This is a genomic window from Rhodococcus sp. C3V, assembly GCF_029269915.1.
Classification (GTDB): Bacteria; Actinomycetota; Actinomycetes; order Mycobacteriales; family Mycobacteriaceae; genus Rhodococcus_F; species Rhodococcus_F qingshengii.
Map to the genome: position 1 here is coordinate 48,885 of NZ_JARJBE010000009.1, position 14,756 is coordinate 63,640.

A 14,756-nucleotide genomic window follows, 5' to 3' on the forward strand; every position below is an offset into this window, starting at 1 on the left:
TGAGCCCGTGAACCGGTCCGCGATCACCTCCCTACGTCGACGTTGGTCAGATGAGGGCGTCGATAATTTACGGGCGCAGCTGCTCGATCAGTCGCGGATCGTCAAGCCGCCCCACACTCTCGTCTCCCCATGGGCGGAGACCGATGACGGGCTGATCGATGTGCGTGGCCTGACAGCGGGTAGCGCTGGATTGGACATCCGGTATCTCACGTTGGAACGGATTGATCTGAGTTTCGCTCGGGGTCCGATCTCCGTCTTCGAATCCGAATTATTCGACTGCCGTTTCGATTTCGTGGCACTGACCGGACAGCCCCGTTTCAATCGCCGATTCGAACGGTGCAGTTTCCGGGGTGCGACGCTCTCTCGTCTGGCGCTCGGACCGAGGGTCGTCGATTGCGATTTCACTGGAGCCAAAGCACGCGGGCTCCGCTCCGTGCCCAATACTGTGTTCGAACGATGCGCATTCGACGACACAGACCTGACTGGTGCGCAGTTCGCCGATACCTCATTCGTGGAGTGCACTTTCGGCGGCGCACGATTCTCGGCGGCCACGAGTTTTGTGCGGTGTTCCTTCACCCGGACCGCTGTCGAGTTCTCCGAGGCGCAAGTGTCGCGAACAACGTGTGACGGCACCGCGATTCCGGATCAATGGGAAGGTGAGGCCGATTCAGCAGTCGCACTGGAGCGGTATGCCGGTCGATATGCCCGAGCACTTGGCGTGGGGGACACAGAGGGTATGGCCCTCGATCCTGAAATGGATGATTCGTAAAGGGGGCAGATCGATGACTCGCGGGGTCACGTTCAGGACAGTATTCGGTGGACCGTCGGTGCCGCTTGACTTCATCGAGGAGTTGACTCGGCTCAGACACCGGCTGAGGGGCATCGCGATGCAGTACGACTTCGATCTGTTTGTTGTCGTTGGTGGCGACATCTCCGTGGTGACCGATCCGACCGGGATCCGGCTTCCGCGTGTATTTCTGGGCAGGCGTACCGCTACGGCGCAGGTACAGATGAACACTGACGACGTGATGGGGGTGCCCGACCCGCGTGCATTTCTGTACACGACGATCCATGCGGCACTGACGGAACTGATCACGCGTGTCTCAGACCGCGACAACGACTTCGATGCGGACGGGGAGCGAGCGAAGATCGAGTTCTTGATCCTCGATGACATTGGCGAGCGCGAATCAAAGCTGTGATGGCAAATGACAAATGCTGCGCTCCCGAATTCGTCAGGCTGTTGTCACTCTCTGGCATCAAACACTGCGGTGACCACTTCACAGAAAATCGCCGGGTGCCGGCAATGGACGAACCTCACTATGAGTTCTGCGGTGCGCGGTAGCGGTGACAAGTAGGTAGCGTTCAGCTGCGGCGTAGTCGGTGATCGATGTTCCGTCGGGCCCGGGGGTTTGAGTGATCAGGTCGAGGTATCGGCGGCGATAGAGGTATGCGTCGGGCTGGGTCAACAGGTACTCCGCGGCAGCGACGACGTCCAGGCTCGGTGCGGCTCGTCTGAGCTGGGTGCGCGCCGGCTGGTACGCAGCTCTGGCGTGTTTGGTCGGCCCGGTGGCCGTGTAGTGCCCGTCGCTGTGGTCGTCGTCTCGGGCATTGTCATTCATATCGTCGCCTTGGTGTGAATGAGCTCGACGTTGCCGTTGTAGTAGCCGAGGACACGGTGATCCATCATCCGCCGCCACAGTGGTGGTACGGCAGCGCAGACGATCATCACCGCGTATCCGGCAGGGAGTTGCGGAGCGGTTGGAGCGCTGCGCAGAGATTGGTAGCGCAGACGCGGATTCGCGTGATGGTCACTGTGTCGTTGTAATTGGTACAGGAACAAATTGGACAAGAGATGATCACTGTTCCAACTGTCTTCGGGCCGGGCTTTGACAAAGCTGCCGTCTTGTCTTCGCGCACGGAGCAATCCGTAGTGTTCGAGGTAGTTTGCGGCCTCGAGGAACGTGATCCCGGCCAAGGCTTGCAGGAGCAGCCAGGGCAGTATCTGCCACCCGAATAAGGTGATCAACGTCCCGAACAGTGCGGCGCTCAGCGACCATGCCTGCACGATGTTGTTTCGAGGCGACAGTGCGGGTGAACCCTGCCGGCGCAGGCGTGCTGATTCGATCCGCCAGCCCGATTTCAGACCTCCGAATACGCTGCGGGGCAGGAATATCCAGAACGATTCCCCGAAACGAGCACTGGCGGGATCGCGCGGCGTCGCAACGTTGACGTGGTGACCGTGATTGTGCTCGATGTAGAAGTGCCCGTAGAACGATTGAGCGAGCACAATTTTCGCCAACCGCCGCTCGAGGCGGCTGCTCTTGTGGCCTAGTTCGTGTGCGGCATTGATACCGACGCCCGCAACGACGCCGACGGTCATCGCCAGTGCGATCTTCTCTCCGGTTGCCATCGGGGCGTGCGCCCAACACCATGCGGCGAAGACGAGGCCAGCGTATTGAAGTGGCACGAACAGGTAGGTACACCAGCGGTAGTAGCGGTCGTCCTGCAATGCCGCGATCACGTTGTCGGGTGGGCTGCGGCCATCTGCGCCGACTGCGACGTCGACGATCGGGATGACGAGAATCAGGATCCAGGCACCGGTCGCCCAGAACAGGCCGAGGTGCAAATATTCGACCAGCAGCCAGGACAGGAAGGGACTCAGCGGGATCAGCAATCCCAACGGCCACCAGTAACGCTTCCGATCCCGCCATGCAGGAGCGTCGACACCTGCTTCGGCGCTCGCTCGAATGTCGTCGGTGTCTGTCATCGAAACTTCTCGAGCACGGGAAAGTGGAATACGGTCATTGCTCTCCAACGGTTCGTGCGGACTTTCGAAGTGGTGTGCTGCGGCGTCTCAGGCGGTTAGGCCAGGTCGGCGAATGCGATGATGTTGTCGTTGTAACTGCGTGCGGTTTCGTCGAAGGATCCACCGCACGTGATGATCCGGAGTCCGGGGTGGTCGATGTCGCCGTATACAACGTCGGTGGGAAAGTCCTCTTTGGGGAAGTGTTCGACACTGGTAGCGGTGAACACTGCGCGACTTCCGTCTTCGCGGGTGACGATGATGTCGGCTCCTGTTTCGAGATTCCGCAGATCGAAGAAGACCCCGTCGGTGCCTTGCCAGTCGACGTGGCCGGCGATGATTGCCGGTCCGACCTCACCGGGGGCGGGAGCGCCGGTGTACCACCCTGCGTCCTTCCCATCCGGTGGGACCTCGAGTGCTCCATCGGTATCGAGTCCGAGATCGATGATGTCGGTGTCGACGCCGATGGACGGGATTTCGAGGCGCGCGGGGCGGTGGTCAGCAGTTACCGGCGCCCTTTCGGGCAGTGCAGAGTCAGTGGCGCGCGGCGCGGATGTGGTGTCTTGTCGAGGCGACGAGATTGGTTGTGAATTTCCGCTGTCGGATTGTCCACCGGCGCATCCGACCACCGTTACGAGTACTGAAACAGTAAGGGCGAGAGCCGTGATGGCTCGGCGAGTTCGCGGAGCCATCACGGAGTTTTCGTCTTTCATCTATCGACTTGTCCGACGGATGACGAGGGCCGACATAGCCACGACGCTGAAGAAGCCGACGAGCAGGGCGATCCACCCTCCACTGGACTGTCCGCCGCGTTGGGATTGTGTGCTTCCGTCACCGGTGTCGACCGACCCTCGTGGTACCTGCTGCACCTGAGGGGCTCGAACATTCGGGGATTCCGGGCCTACCGGTTGAGTGGTCGGGGTACCCGTTCGAGAAGCTGACGTCGTCGGCACCCGAGACGGGACGGTTACCGTCCCGGGAACGGTGGGAGGTATTCCCGGCAGTGGTGGGAGACCGGGAATCTCGGGTATGGACGGAATGTTTCGGCTGGTCGTGATGATCGGCGGTACGTCCACAGTGGTTGTAGTCGTGCCGTTCGGCCCTGGTGTGGTGGTCGTCGCTTCCACCGGTGTACCAGTCGTGGTTGTAGTCACCTCCGGCGGGACGACCGTCGTGGTTGTAGTCACCTCCGGCGGGACGACCGTCGTGGTTGTAGTCACCTCCGGCGGGACGACCGTCGTGGTTGTAGTTGTCGCGGTGTCAGGCGGGACCGTAGTCGTCGTAGTGGTCGGAGTCGTGGTCGTGACAGGAGGCGCACAGGTCGGGATCGTAACGGTGTTCGTATCCAGAGTGACCGCGCCATTGATCGCCAACAGTCGACCCTCGACGGTTGCCTCGGTTGTGGCAGTAATGTCTGTCAGCGCCAAGAGGTTTCCTCGGAAGACGGAGTTGGCGCCGAGGGTGGCGGAACTTCCAACCTGCCAGAAAACATTGCACGCCTGCGTTCCGTTGATCAGTGCAACGGTGCTGGACGACGATGTGATCAGCGTTGATCCCGCTTGGAAGACGAAGACTGCATCGGGGTCACCTTGCGCGTCGAGGGTGACGGTTCCCGACAGTGCGATCGACGAACCGGAGTTGTAGACACCCGAAACCAGTGTCCGACCGGTCAAGTCGGCTCCCGTCGGTTGTGTGGGTCCCTGACCGGCAAGAGTGTTGTAGGCAGTCAACACGTCGGGTTTCGCTCCCTGCGATACCGCGTCGCCACCATGATTGGTGCCGGTAATCGTCAGGTCCGATACACCGGTGATGGTTGGAGTCGGATACGTGCCGATATCGCCGCCGAGGGTTGTCGGTCCGGTGTTGGTGATTCCTGCTCCGGCAAGGACTGCAAAGGGCTCAGCGGTGCCGAGTCCGACAGCAGTCGCTTCCGCGCCGGCAGTGCCGGCCGGCAAGACGAGAATGCCGACGGAGAAAACGGAAATCGTTGCAATACCCGAGAATTGAAAGAACCGCGAGCGTCGTGTTGCGGTGGGTGCTGTCATGTTCTGTTCATCTTCGATCCTTTGAAGAAGGGACTCATGCGACGAAAGTGAGTCCGTACGTCCGCGCCGACTCCGGCGCCGGGACGTATCGATGAGCGCCCACGTAAATCCGGACATTCCGGGTATACGATGTGTGTATACGTTGTATGCATAGGGCGTATCCGAACAGTAAACCAGCCGTACTGTTCTGTCAACGCGTAGGCATACGATGTATGTTTTGTGAATGACCGGACACTCGCCAGATCGCACTAAGGGTTTGATTCCCGTCGCGGACCGCGAGGAGCCCCTCACCAGGGCGCTCGTACTCTCGACGGCGTTGGCGATCATCGACGAGGAAGGTGCCGACGGCCTCTCCATGCGCCGACTGGGCAAAGCGCTCGACAGAAATCCGATGACTCTCTACAGGTACGCGGCCAACAAGGCGGCCCTGCTGGACGGGGTCGTCGAGACCGTGCTCGAACAACTGGTCGTCGACCCGTCCGATCGCGACTGGAGGGGGCAGCTGCACGCAGTTGCGTACGGGTATCGCCGCCTCGCGCTCGCGCACCCCAACGTGGTTCCTTTGCTGGTCACTCGGCCGCTGTCCACCCCGCTCGGATTGCGTCCTCCCGGGACGTTGCGCTACGTCGAAGCGATTCTCGAACTGCTGATACGGGCCGGTTTCACTCCTGAAGACGCATTACACATCTACCGAGCAGTGTTCGGCTTCCTCAACGGGCACATTCTCAACGAGCTTCAGGAAATAGTCGAAAATCCCGAGGAGACGGACGATCTCTTGCGGCTCGGTCTGCATCGGCTTGCGCTTGCCGAGTTTCCGAGACTGCGGTCGATGGCTACGATCATGGCTCACTACGACGGGCAGGACGAACTCGAGCGCGGTCTGGCAATCCTTCTGGAGGGTCTGGCGACGGCATCTCCTCCGACGAGGGTTGAGGGCTGACCACTTTCAGTTTGGGTATCGACATGAGACGACCTCGACGGCCACACAATTCAGGGGACCGACGAGGTCGGTAAGCGTCAGCGCAGTCACTGACGTCTACATTTCAACCGTACGAGTCACGGTTGGCAGGTGGCGGCGAGCTTCGTCCTTGTTGTGTGAGTGTTTCGTCCTGCTTCGCCCATTTCGGGCGGTTCCTGACCTGCTGCAGGTGATGGCTCTTCGGTTCGGCCGGAATGCGTCATCGAGCTGAACGTGTGTAGAGCGCCTGTAAATGTCTTCCGTCCGCCTCGGTGGACGGACGGAAGGCATCAATTCATTTGTGGGTGACCGTATTCGGCGAACACGGTCTGGTTTTGTCAGGGTTGAAATTCTTCGTTGGTGGGGTTCTCGGGCGGGGTGGCCGCGAGGATGCGCTTCCACCAGCCTTGCCGCTGCGGGTCTTCGTTCCAGACGACCGGTTCAGCCAGAGCTGCGGCGGGGGCCATGATTGGCGCGGGCATAGTGGACCTCCTGGATGAAAGGCTCTCGTACAGTCGATTTCGTGCCAAGCCGTTCAGGTCAGGCTTCGATCTGTCCTTGGGTTTTCACCTCGGAGTTTGCGGTGCGGGACGGCGGTCCCGACGAGATTTCGATCCGCCGCGGTTTCGCCTTCTCTGCGATCGGCAAGGTCACGGTCAACACGCCGTTGTCGTATGAGGCGACGATCCGTTCGGAATCGATGTCCTCACTGATGGACAGCTGCCTTCTGTATGTTCCTGTGAAACGCTCACCGGCCAGCCACGTCACTCCCTCTTCGGAAATGGCGCTGCGGTGCGCGGTCAGGGTGAGGGTCGAGCCGTCTACCTGTACGTCCACTGATCCTGGGTCGACGCCGGGAAGATCGGCGTGAAGGACGTAGTGGTCATCGATCTTGTAGAGGTCCATCGGCATGAAGCGTGGACTTCGGCTGCTGCCGGTTCCGGTGGCAAGCAGGGACTTGGTGATCGCGTCGATGTCGGTGAAAGGATCGAAACGAAGCACAGCAACACACCTCCCGTATCGTCTAAGAAAGGTCACCGTCACCTCGACGGCGACCGAACTTACTGTGCGAGAACATGATAACCAGCCAAACTGGCACTCTGCAACCTTGAGTGCCAGATTTTTTCGGTGAACTTCGGTCCGATTTTCGGAAGTATCCGAAATGGCGCGATCAGTTCGCCAGGGATGTCAGAGGGTCCGGCGAAACACCTTGTCTTCGTCGACTGTGACGGCACCGGATGCGATGAGTCGTTCGAGGTGTAGCTGAGCTGTCCGTCGTTCGACGGCGTCGACGTACGGTGCCGATACGTGGGGGCGGTAGACGAGTCGATGAGCGACTATGTCTTCCAAGGGTTTTGGTTCGCCGAGGAATTGGATGAGACGGTCTTCGCGGCTCAGTAATTTGTCGCGGTATGCGGACAACCGGCGACGGAACTCGTCGCTGCCCTCGACCACGCCCTTCTGATGGAATGTTCCGTACCAGCGTGCGTCGATCGTTGCGACGTGGTCGATGGAGTCGAGGAAGTCGTTGACGCTGCTACCCAGGTCGCCGTACATCGGGCCGAAGGAGGTGAGGTCGATGTCGGCGACGTAGAAGAAGCCGTCGGGTTCAACGAGGACCCCGCAGTGTCCGCGGGTGTGCCCTGGCAAATGAATGACTGTCGCAGTGCGGTCGCCGAGGTCGAAGACGTGGCCGCCCGCGATCCCCGACACGTTCTCGTGGGTCGGGGGTATGCCGTATTGCGTAGCAATCGACTGCTGGACCTCGACTCGTTCGTTCGGAGGAAGGCCGTAATTGGTGAGCATCGTGTCGAGGGATGCGACTGCGGGTGCGTCGAGATGGTGCGCATAGGCCGGGGTGTCGAAATGGCGTAGTCCGGCGATGTGGTCCTCGTGCCCGTGGCTGACGAATACGAGGTCTGCGCCGACGGGGTCGCGGTCGAGGGAGAGCGAAGGGTCGATGACGAGCGTGCTTTCAGATCCGTGCACTACCACGGTGTTCCCGTAGGGGACGGCACCACCGTTCTCAGGAACCAGTACCGAGACCTTGCCGAATTCTGCAGGTGTGAACATCTTTCGCCTTCCTCGTGACGATCGTGTCGTGACGACACCGGCTTGCAGGCTCGAATCAGTGGAGATGTTGTCGAGACGTCTCGACAGTATCCGTTGCCCAAGCGGCGAGGTGCATCGGATAGTGGCAGTAGATCCAGTCAGTGTGCAGTGCCGGCTATTTCGTCGAGAGTCCGTTCGACGGCTCGGGCGATCTTGCTTGCAGGTGGGAGATGCTCGGCATCGGCCTGGATTCCGATCCAGAATGTGTCGTTGTAGGACGCTGCGGTGAAGCCGACGCGGACATTGCCCGCCAACGGGCCCAGAGGCCAGAGTTCGACTAGCGCTGCCCCGTCGAGCGTGAGCGGGCCGCGCGGTCCATGGACGTTGGACACGACTGCACCGATCATGTGCTGCCGCTTTGCGAGCTTGTCGAAAATGCCGGCGATACGCGGTGACCGAAAGGTTGTTCCCGCAGCGCGTGCGGAAGGTTTGGCCGCAGCGGTTTGCTTCGCGACGATCGCGACTGTGCGTTGTGGGTCGGTTTCACGAAGTGGAAGGTCGATGATCATGAACCCGACGGCATTGCGTGCGCTACCGATCGCTGTGACTGCGACGGGTACCGATACCGCAATCGACTTGGGGATGGGCTCGCCGCATTCTTGGAGGATGAATCGTAGTCCGCCGCCCACCGCAACGAGATAGGCATCGTTCAAAGTGCCTCCCGCTTGCTGCGCGGCATGCTCGATCAGCGAGGTGCGGACGTTGACGGACGAGATCGATCTCGTGGGACCAATGGCGCCCAGTAACACCCGTGATCGGATTGGCCGGTGCAGGAAAGTACCGATTCGAAATCGGAGGAGGTCGAGGGAACCGGCGGCCTTCGGAGGGATGTTCGGCACGGGAGCGCCCGGGTCGGTACTTTTCGAATCAGGTGAGGCGAACAAGCGCTCGAAAAGGTCGCTGGCTCTGGCGCCGTCGAGAACCGCGTGATGCACTCGGATCACAATGCCGCACAGACCCGGTCGAGCTGCAGGAACGAAGGCGATGTGCCACAACGGTCGGGTGGTGTCGAGGGGTTGCATCACGAGTCGACCACAGACGGATTCGAAGTCGGGTTCTGTAGGCCCGCGTTCGTCAAGCGAGAGATGGAGGTCGAAGTCGATGTCGTTTTCCGTCCACCACCATGACCCGTTCCGCATGATCGGTCGCTGCCGCAGTAACGGCTCCTGCGCGATGTGAGCGGCGAGGGTGCGGTGAAGTCGCATTAGATCAGGTCGACCGTCTCGATCGACGAAGCCACCAGGAGCGAGCAGTCCGGCAATAGTGACCAGGTAGGGCTGGACGTGCACACCGAGCTGGAAGCTCGCAGCGTCGACGGGTGATATCGGCACGTCGGGTGTGGTGTCGACCATCTGCTGAGCCTAATCGAGGCGACACGGTGGACGGCGATGGTTTCGGCTAGCGGATCACCAAGTCGTGGTCGGTGGCGCTGAGCGTGATCGCGGCAATGGGGTTTCCGCGCATCCAGTCCTGCACGAACGCGTCCAGAGCGGGGTTCGATGCCCGATCCGCGTACGCGTCCGACGGGATCTCGATTGCCCCGACGAGGTGGCGCGGATCGGCATCGAGGCCGGATGCGCGGGGAGCCATCCGTAGTCCGTCGGCGGTGTGCAGGACGACCGGAAGAACCGTGCCATCCGGTGCAGTCACGGTCGCGGTCCGCGTGGTGGCGACCGGGTCGAAATGGTCCACGTCCAGTCGGTATCCGGACGGTTGTGCGTGCTGGCCGATCGCGTCGAGCAGACGCGGATCCACCACAGAGTACGGAAACCCGATGTCGATCAGAGCCTGACCGTCGATGGCACCGTCGCGGGCGGGCAGGGTCGTGGACAAGTGCCAGGGGGCAGCGGGGGACAGGGTATCCGTCGACCGGTCTGTCGGCGCGTTTTCGATCAGTGTGCCGAGGAGGGACGCGCCGGTCGGCGTGAACTCCCAGGCATCCCCGACGAGATCCTTGTGCCAGAAGCCGGATTCGGCGCCGCGGAGACCCTCGACGCGCAACTCCCGCCGGTTCGGGCCGGGACCGAGTGAGTGCACACTGATCGCGGATGTGACTTCACCGGGAATTTTGGGCTGGTGCACCCAGTCTGGGGCCGGAAGTCGGATCGCGGCGGTGCTGCGGTCGAGTGTTTCGGCCACGAGGTTGGGTGCCGACGGCTTGTCCGACTGATCTTCCCAGCTGTAGCGGAAGAAGATCGAGTCCGATCCCGAAGAATCGAAATCAAATGTGCGGGTGTATATGTCGCCGTACTTGTTCATCACGAAAGTGGTTGATCCGGCCGCCGACAGCGAGTCCGCCTGGAATCGCCCGCCGAGCGGGCCGCCGATCTCGTAGCTGTCGTCGTTGGGCAGCCACGGGTCCGCGTAGGTTATCCGGCTGCCGTCCCCGGTCAACGTGGGGATCATCGTCATCTTGGCGAGTCCGACGAAGTGAATCCGTCCTGCGACGTCGGTGAAAGTTTGGTTGTCCCAAGGCGACGAGACGCTCAGTGCCCACCCGTTCGGGTGGTCTCCGGGGAGTTGTCGGCCGGGACCGCTCCACAGCGGTGCGCCCCATGCCGAGGTCCAATTCCACACCAGCGGATCCTGGGATGCGTTGTCCATCGTGTAGATCCAGCCGTTGTCGTCGACCGCGACGAGTTCGTCGTCGTCCAGTGATATCCCGACCAGTCGTCCACGCAGGCACTCGGGCATCGGCACGAAACGCCACGGTTGAGCCGTTGATGCGCCTGTCTCTCGCGGCCGAGCGAGTAAGTCGTGGTCGACTAGCGCGAAGTCCCAGAAACGATTGAATTGCGTAGTTGGCGTGCGGATCTGGACCGAGCTGGGGGCGGTTGAACCGGTGAATGTCGGTAGGTTTGCCAACCCGACTCGACCTCCACCGGAGGGCGCACCTGGTGGCAGTTGGGCGGTTCCGAATGATATGCAACTGGCCGGCCCAGGTTCGGTGGGCGCGGCAGCGGCGAGGGGAGTGGACCACAGGAGGGCGGCGGAGAGTAGGACGCCGACGCTCAGCAGTCGCGGTCGGTGCGGGTGCGAAACTCCACTCGCGGTCTCGTTCACCGTCCGATTGTCGCATGATCGGCACGTTGAATCTGCGAATTGTGAGGTTTGTCCATCTGTGTCGGTTGCGGCGAGAGTGCCGATCGCTGCGTTGGTTGTTGTGAGTGGAACGAGAGTGCGTGTACTGCAAAGGTATTCGCCGTGTAGCTGAGTTTGCCATGACCTGCAGATACGGTGGGGTGATGAGAAGGCCGAAGTCGCTGGGTGAATGGTTGGTAGCTGACCCTCCGGAGTCGTCCAAGCCACCGGGGCCGATTCTTTTGGCATTCACCGTTGTTCCGCTCATTGCGTTGGTCTGCCGGCATTACGGTTGGTGGCCTTCGCCGTTCGGGGAGTACAGATGGTTGGATCCCTTCCTCGTCAGCGCCGCGGCTCTGCTCATCTTGATCGTGGTCGGTCTGGTGTGGGCGATCCGCACCCTCTATGCCCTTGGCCAGGACCGGCGGTGGTCGTGGTGGATTCTGTCCTCCCCGATCGCCGTCATCGCTGCAGTAGCTCTGGTGTTGTTGATGCCGCCGGCAACTTTCCTCGACAAGAGCGGAGAGTTCGAGACCATCGCGATTGGTCTTTTGGAGCAGCCTGAATCGACCGTGGAAGAGCTCGAGATCGGCCAGTTCGATATCAGTAGTGCCCATGTCGTGCGGCCGGATGAGGTCTACTTCATCGACAACGACAGCATGTTCATCACCTCGAGTGGGTGGGTGTACTCGCCCAGCGGCCCACCATCGGGGTTCGATGATTTCTCCGCAACTCACCTCGGCGGACCTTGGTACGAGTTCACGGCGGTATGGCGTGACTGATAAATCGAGTGGCCTGTAACGCAGGCCTGTAGCTACCATCGCGGTGTGGATACGTACACGGTGACGCCCCATGGGCGTGAGGGGGTTGTCGGCGTCGTCTTCGCCGGCGACAGATAGCGCATTTCGGACCCGACAGCACTTGGTGCTGATCGGGCCATGAGCTGTACCCACCTTCACCGAGCCACGATTGGTATACACCCATGATCATTTTGACCGATACATCTATTCGTTCCAGCCTCGTCAACGCGAGTCGTAAGGAGAAGTCCGATCTCACCCTGCCGGACGGCTTCGGCACCATCGACTTCGACGCTCTCGACTACCTGGGCTGGCGAGATCCGAAAATGGGCCGACGCGCCTACGCGATCGTCCCGACACTCGACGGGGAGACCATCGGAGTCTTGCTCGTTCAAGCCGAGGCCACTCCGCGATCGCGCGCCCAGTGCTCCTGGTGCCGCGACACGCGACTCCCCAACGAGGTCGTCTTCTACGGCGCCAAGTTGGCCGGGCCCGCCGGTCGACGTGGCAGCACGGTCGGAACACTGATCTGCCGAGACTTCCAGTGCTCGTCCAATGTTCGTAACGACCCCCCGCTCCCGTATGCCGGCTACGATGCCGCCGCTGCGCGCCAGAACCGGAAAGATGAACTGGTGCTGCGGGCTTCGAGTTTTGTCGAGCGGGTGGCTCGGCAGTAGAGCGGACCAAATCGGGGACGAGATAGCACCCTGTTGCGACGTTCGTCCCCCTTTCCTGACTCAGGGAGGGGGACGAGCTGTCTAGACGGGTTTGATCCGACGAGCACTTCGAGACGACGCGACATGTGGCGTCGCACATGATTGCGCGGTCACGGCGTTGCTCGACGCAACGTCGCCCAGGCTCCGGCGATGCACGCGATGGCAAGGGCCAGAGGGAGTAGTGCCATCGGTACCACTCGGGGAGTATCGACAAACCACGAACCGATCGCCGGCCACCACTCAGCCCAGGTGATCGCGATCGCTGACAAGCCGAGCAAGCCGAAAAGCCCGGTGAGGGAGGCGAGTAGACCGGTGATCCTCCACCGCTGGTAGATAGCACCTGCCAGCATTGCGATCGAACTGGTCAGCAGCAGCGTCGCGAACAGTGCGAGCAACTGTACGGCGGTGTTGTCGGTGAAATAGCGTGCGATGCCGAACATGCGCATGTGCACACCCCAGCCGTTGGTGGCGGACTCCAGCACGGACAGCAGTTGCAGCGCGATTGCGAAGACTGCGGACTGTGCCAGCGCCATAACCGTGGTGGCAGTGAAGAACTCGCGGCGAGTCACGCTCAGTCCGAGCGCGAATGGGAACGTCTGCGTCATCGACTGGAGGTAGAACGCCAGCACGAAACCGTAGACCGAGAACACACTGCCGGTGAATCCTTCACCCTCCTCGTTCCCGACGATCGCGTAGATAGTGAAGCTGATCAGGAACGAGATCAACAGGATGCCCACCGGCCAGGCGATCAGCAACGGCCACGCGACCGTGTGCAGTTGTAGGACGGCACCGATCCTGGACCGAGCGGGCGTCTTCGGGACCGTCCGTGGCTCTGTCGTTGCGATACTCATACGGTGATCTCCTTGCGCTGCGTCGAAGTCGCGATGACAAGTTCCTGCAAAGATGCCGGTTCCACTTGGACTCCTGCCTCCCGCAGTCGGTTTCGCTCGGTCTCTGTCACATCGGCCTGCAACATGATTCGGCTGTGGGCGCCCAGTGTCTCCCGGCGCAGGACCCCGCCGGACGCAGCAACGGCATCCACCGCATCAATGGGACCGGATACCAGCACGGCGCGACCTCGCAGTGCGTCCGCGTCCTCGTCGACGACAATCCGGCCGCTGTCTACGACAATCACGTGCTCGAGCAGATTGGCTACCTCGTCGATCAGGTGAGTCGAAAGCACCACAGTGCGAGGATGTTCGGCGTAGTCCGCAAGCAGGCGATCGTAGAACAGTTGGCGTGCAACGGCATCGAGACCGAGATACGGCTCGTCGAAAAGCGTCAGGGGCGCGCGGGAGGCGAGTCCGATGATCACCCCCAATGCCGACCGCATGCCGCGTGAAAGCTTCTTCACCTTGCGACAGAGGGGAAGTTGGAAGTCGTCGAGCAGTGTCTCGGCGAACGCGTGGTCCCAATTCGGGAGTAGATGGCCGGCGGCGACGAGTACGTGCTTGACCTTGAGGTCTTCGGGGTACGTCTGGCTTTCCTTGACGAAGCACACGTTTGCCAGGACGTCGGCATTCTCGAAAGGGGCGGCCCCGAAAACTTCGACGTCGCCGCTGGTGTGCAGGTCCTGCCCGGTCAGTATCTGCATGATCGTCGTCTTGCCTGCGCCGTTACGGCCGAGTAGGCCGTAGATCTTGTTGCGGCTGATCTCGAACGAGACGTCCGCGAGCGCGTCGACATCCCCGTACTTTCTGTCCACGGAGCGCATCGAGGCGACAAGTTCAGTTTCGTCGAAACGCCTGACTCGGGGCTCGGTCGTTGTCGTGCTTGCGTTCATCGGTCCGCCTTCCTGTCGTCCAGCATGGATTTGAGTTCGCCGAGGGAAATCTGGAGCCGGTCGGCCTCCGCGACCAGCGGCTCGATGTACTGGCGCGCGAACGCTTCTCGGCGTCTGAACCCGAGTGCGTCGCGGGCACCGACCGTGACGAACATTCCGATTCCCCGTTTCTTGTAGAGGATCCCCTCGCCTACGAGCTGATTGAGGCCCTTGGCTGCCGTCGCCGGATTGATTCGGTGGAACGCCGCCAGTTCGTTGGTTGAGGGCACCTGCCCGTCTTCCGGCAGGGAGCCGTCGATGATCGAGCCTTCGATCTGCTCGGCGATCTGCTGGAACAGTGGTCGTCCGTCGTCGATCACGATGATCGATGGCCGATGTTCACTGGTTCATTACTCATGTAATGAACCATAGAACGTCGTGGGGCATGTTGGCAATGAGATCGCGGAATCTGGCACCGATGA

General features: G+C 61.3%; 17 protein-coding genes. 5 read left to right on the forward strand and 12 right to left on the reverse strand.

The genetic code is table 11. The features are described 5' to 3' along the window. Positions 1–7 precede the first annotated feature (7 nt). Positions 8–769 (forward strand): pentapeptide repeat-containing protein, encoded by a 762-nt coding sequence (locus tag P3G66_RS22250; protein WP_064443221.1) that lies wholly within the window; start codon positions 8–10, stop codon positions 767–769. Positions 770–782: 13 nt separating this feature from the next. Beyond that, positions 783–1,199: a hypothetical protein gene (locus P3G66_RS22255; protein WP_042452357.1), complete on the forward strand. Its 417-nt coding sequence runs from the start codon at positions 783–785 to the stop codon at positions 1,197–1,199. 78 nt (positions 1,200–1,277) lie between these two features. On the opposite strand, the gene P3G66_RS22260 is transcribed toward P3G66_RS22255, so the two are convergent. From P3G66_RS22260 to P3G66_RS22275, 4 genes are all read right to left on the reverse strand, one after another. Next, positions 1,278–1,619: a hypothetical protein gene (locus P3G66_RS22260; RefSeq protein WP_270008661.1), complete on the reverse strand. Its 342-nt coding sequence runs from the start codon at positions 1,617–1,619 to the stop codon at positions 1,278–1,280. Next, positions 1,616–2,767 (reverse strand): alkane 1-monooxygenase, encoded by a 1,152-nt coding sequence (locus tag P3G66_RS22265; protein WP_007726486.1) that lies wholly within the window; start codon positions 2,765–2,767, stop codon positions 1,616–1,618. Before P3G66_RS22265 ends, P3G66_RS22260 begins: the two co-directional genes overlap by 4 nt. Before the next feature lie 95 nt (positions 2,768–2,862). Then, complete coding sequence (locus P3G66_RS22270; RefSeq protein ID WP_007726493.1) at positions 2,863–3,516, reverse strand: class F sortase; 654 nt, start codon at positions 3,514–3,516, stop codon at positions 2,863–2,865. Continuing rightward, the gene (locus P3G66_RS22275; protein ID WP_276117114.1) at positions 3,517–4,848 is read right to left on the reverse strand and encodes an ice-binding family protein; all 1,332 of its coding nucleotides are present in this window, start codon (positions 4,846–4,848) and stop codon (positions 3,517–3,519) included. 223 nt (positions 4,849–5,071) lie between these two features. Here P3G66_RS22275 and P3G66_RS22280 point away from each other — a divergent pair, with 223 nt between their 5' ends. Next, entirely contained in the window at positions 5,072–5,788 is a 717-nt protein-coding gene (locus P3G66_RS22280; protein ID WP_064443223.1) for a TetR/AcrR family transcriptional regulator C-terminal domain-containing protein, read from the forward strand. A gap of 356 nt (positions 5,789–6,144) precedes the next feature. Here the strand turns inward: P3G66_RS22280 and P3G66_RS22285 are convergent, their stop codons facing one another. The 5 genes from P3G66_RS22285 to P3G66_RS22305 all read right to left on the reverse strand — a co-directional run bounded on the left by P3G66_RS22285 (position 6,145) and on the right by P3G66_RS22305 (position 10,981). Continuing rightward, complete coding sequence (locus tag P3G66_RS22285) at positions 6,145–6,288, reverse strand: hypothetical protein (RefSeq protein ID WP_165639161.1); 144 nt, start codon at positions 6,286–6,288, stop codon at positions 6,145–6,147. 58 nt (positions 6,289–6,346) lie between these two features. Next, positions 6,347–6,808: an Hsp20/alpha crystallin family protein gene (locus P3G66_RS22290; RefSeq protein ID WP_007726499.1), complete on the reverse strand. Its 462-nt coding sequence runs from the start codon at positions 6,806–6,808 to the stop codon at positions 6,347–6,349. A gap of 186 nt (positions 6,809–6,994) precedes the next feature. Next, positions 6,995–7,879 (reverse strand): MBL fold metallo-hydrolase, encoded by an 885-nt coding sequence (locus P3G66_RS22295; RefSeq protein ID WP_276117115.1) that lies wholly within the window; start codon positions 7,877–7,879, stop codon positions 6,995–6,997. A 137-nt stretch (positions 7,880–8,016) separates the two neighbouring features. After that, on the reverse strand, positions 8,017–9,270 hold the full coding sequence (locus P3G66_RS22300) for a wax ester/triacylglycerol synthase domain-containing protein (RefSeq protein ID WP_054187574.1): 1,254 nt from the start codon (positions 9,268–9,270) through the stop codon (positions 8,017–8,019). 46 nt (positions 9,271–9,316) lie between these two features. Continuing rightward, positions 9,317–10,981, reverse strand: coding sequence for a hypothetical protein (locus tag P3G66_RS22305; RefSeq protein ID WP_230793318.1), 1,665 nt, complete (start codon positions 10,979–10,981; stop codon positions 9,317–9,319). Between the two features lie 182 nt (positions 10,982–11,163). Between P3G66_RS22305 and P3G66_RS22310 the strand changes: the two genes are divergently transcribed. Next, complete coding sequence (locus tag P3G66_RS22310) at positions 11,164–11,781, forward strand: hypothetical protein (RefSeq protein WP_007726510.1); 618 nt, start codon at positions 11,164–11,166, stop codon at positions 11,779–11,781. 200 nt (positions 11,782–11,981) lie between these two features. After that, positions 11,982–12,473 (forward strand): FBP domain-containing protein, encoded by a 492-nt coding sequence (locus P3G66_RS22315; RefSeq protein ID WP_007726512.1) that lies wholly within the window; start codon positions 11,982–11,984, stop codon positions 12,471–12,473. Positions 12,474–12,622: 149 nt separating this feature from the next. Here the strand turns inward: P3G66_RS22315 and P3G66_RS22320 are convergent, their stop codons facing one another. The 3 genes from P3G66_RS22320 to P3G66_RS22330 are packed head-to-tail and all read right to left on the reverse strand — an operon-like array spanning position 12,623 to position 14,654. Beyond that, entirely contained in the window at positions 12,623–13,363 is a 741-nt protein-coding gene (locus tag P3G66_RS22320; protein ID WP_054187573.1) for a hypothetical protein, read from the reverse strand. Beyond that, positions 13,360–14,295 carry an ABC transporter ATP-binding protein gene (locus P3G66_RS22325; RefSeq protein ID WP_054187572.1) on the reverse strand — a complete coding sequence of 312 codons (936 nt, stop codon included), beginning with the start codon at positions 14,293–14,295 and terminating at the stop codon, positions 13,360–13,362. Before P3G66_RS22325 ends, P3G66_RS22320 begins: the two co-directional genes overlap by 4 nt. Continuing rightward, positions 14,292–14,654, reverse strand: coding sequence for a GntR family transcriptional regulator (locus P3G66_RS22330; RefSeq protein ID WP_276117116.1), 363 nt, complete (start codon positions 14,652–14,654; stop codon positions 14,292–14,294). Before P3G66_RS22330 ends, P3G66_RS22325 begins: the two co-directional genes overlap by 4 nt. Positions 14,655–14,756 lie beyond the last annotated feature (102 nt).

Excerpts from the sequence above, each read along its gene's own strand:
- P3G66_RS22255 (WP_042452357.1), top strand. The coding sequence starts at position 783 with ATGACTCGCGGGGTCACGTTCAGGACAGTATTCGGTGGACCGTCGGTG.
- P3G66_RS22260 (WP_270008661.1), bottom strand. The coding sequence starts at position 1,619 with ATGAATGACAATGCCCGAGACGACGACCACAGCGACGGGCACTACACG.
- P3G66_RS22265 (WP_007726486.1), bottom strand. The coding sequence starts at position 2,767 with ATGACAGACACCGACGACATTCGAGCGAGCGCCGAAGCAGGTGTCGAC.
- P3G66_RS22270 (WP_007726493.1), bottom strand. The coding sequence starts at position 3,516 with ATGAAAGACGAAAACTCCGTGATGGCTCCGCGAACTCGCCGAGCCATC.
- P3G66_RS22275 (WP_276117114.1), bottom strand. The coding sequence starts at position 4,848 with ATGACAGCACCCACCGCAACACGACGCTCGCGGTTCTTTCAATTCTCG.
- P3G66_RS22280 (WP_064443223.1), top strand. The coding sequence starts at position 5,072 with ATGACCGGACACTCGCCAGATCGCACTAAGGGTTTGATTCCCGTCGCG.
- P3G66_RS22285 (WP_165639161.1), bottom strand. The coding sequence starts at position 6,288 with ATGCCCGCGCCAATCATGGCCCCCGCCGCAGCTCTGGCTGAACCGGTC.
- P3G66_RS22295 (WP_276117115.1), bottom strand. The coding sequence starts at position 7,879 with ATGTTCACACCTGCAGAATTCGGCAAGGTCTCGGTACTGGTTCCTGAG.
- P3G66_RS22300 (WP_054187574.1), bottom strand. The coding sequence starts at position 9,270 with ATGGTCGACACCACACCCGACGTGCCGATATCACCCGTCGACGCTGCG.
- P3G66_RS22310 (WP_007726510.1), top strand. The coding sequence starts at position 11,164 with ATGAGAAGGCCGAAGTCGCTGGGTGAATGGTTGGTAGCTGACCCTCCG.
- P3G66_RS22315 (WP_007726512.1), top strand. The coding sequence starts at position 11,982 with ATGATCATTTTGACCGATACATCTATTCGTTCCAGCCTCGTCAACGCG.
- P3G66_RS22320 (WP_054187573.1), bottom strand. The coding sequence starts at position 13,363 with ATGAGTATCGCAACGACAGAGCCACGGACGGTCCCGAAGACGCCCGCT.
- P3G66_RS22325 (WP_054187572.1), bottom strand. The coding sequence starts at position 14,295 with ATGAACGCAAGCACGACAACGACCGAGCCCCGAGTCAGGCGTTTCGAC.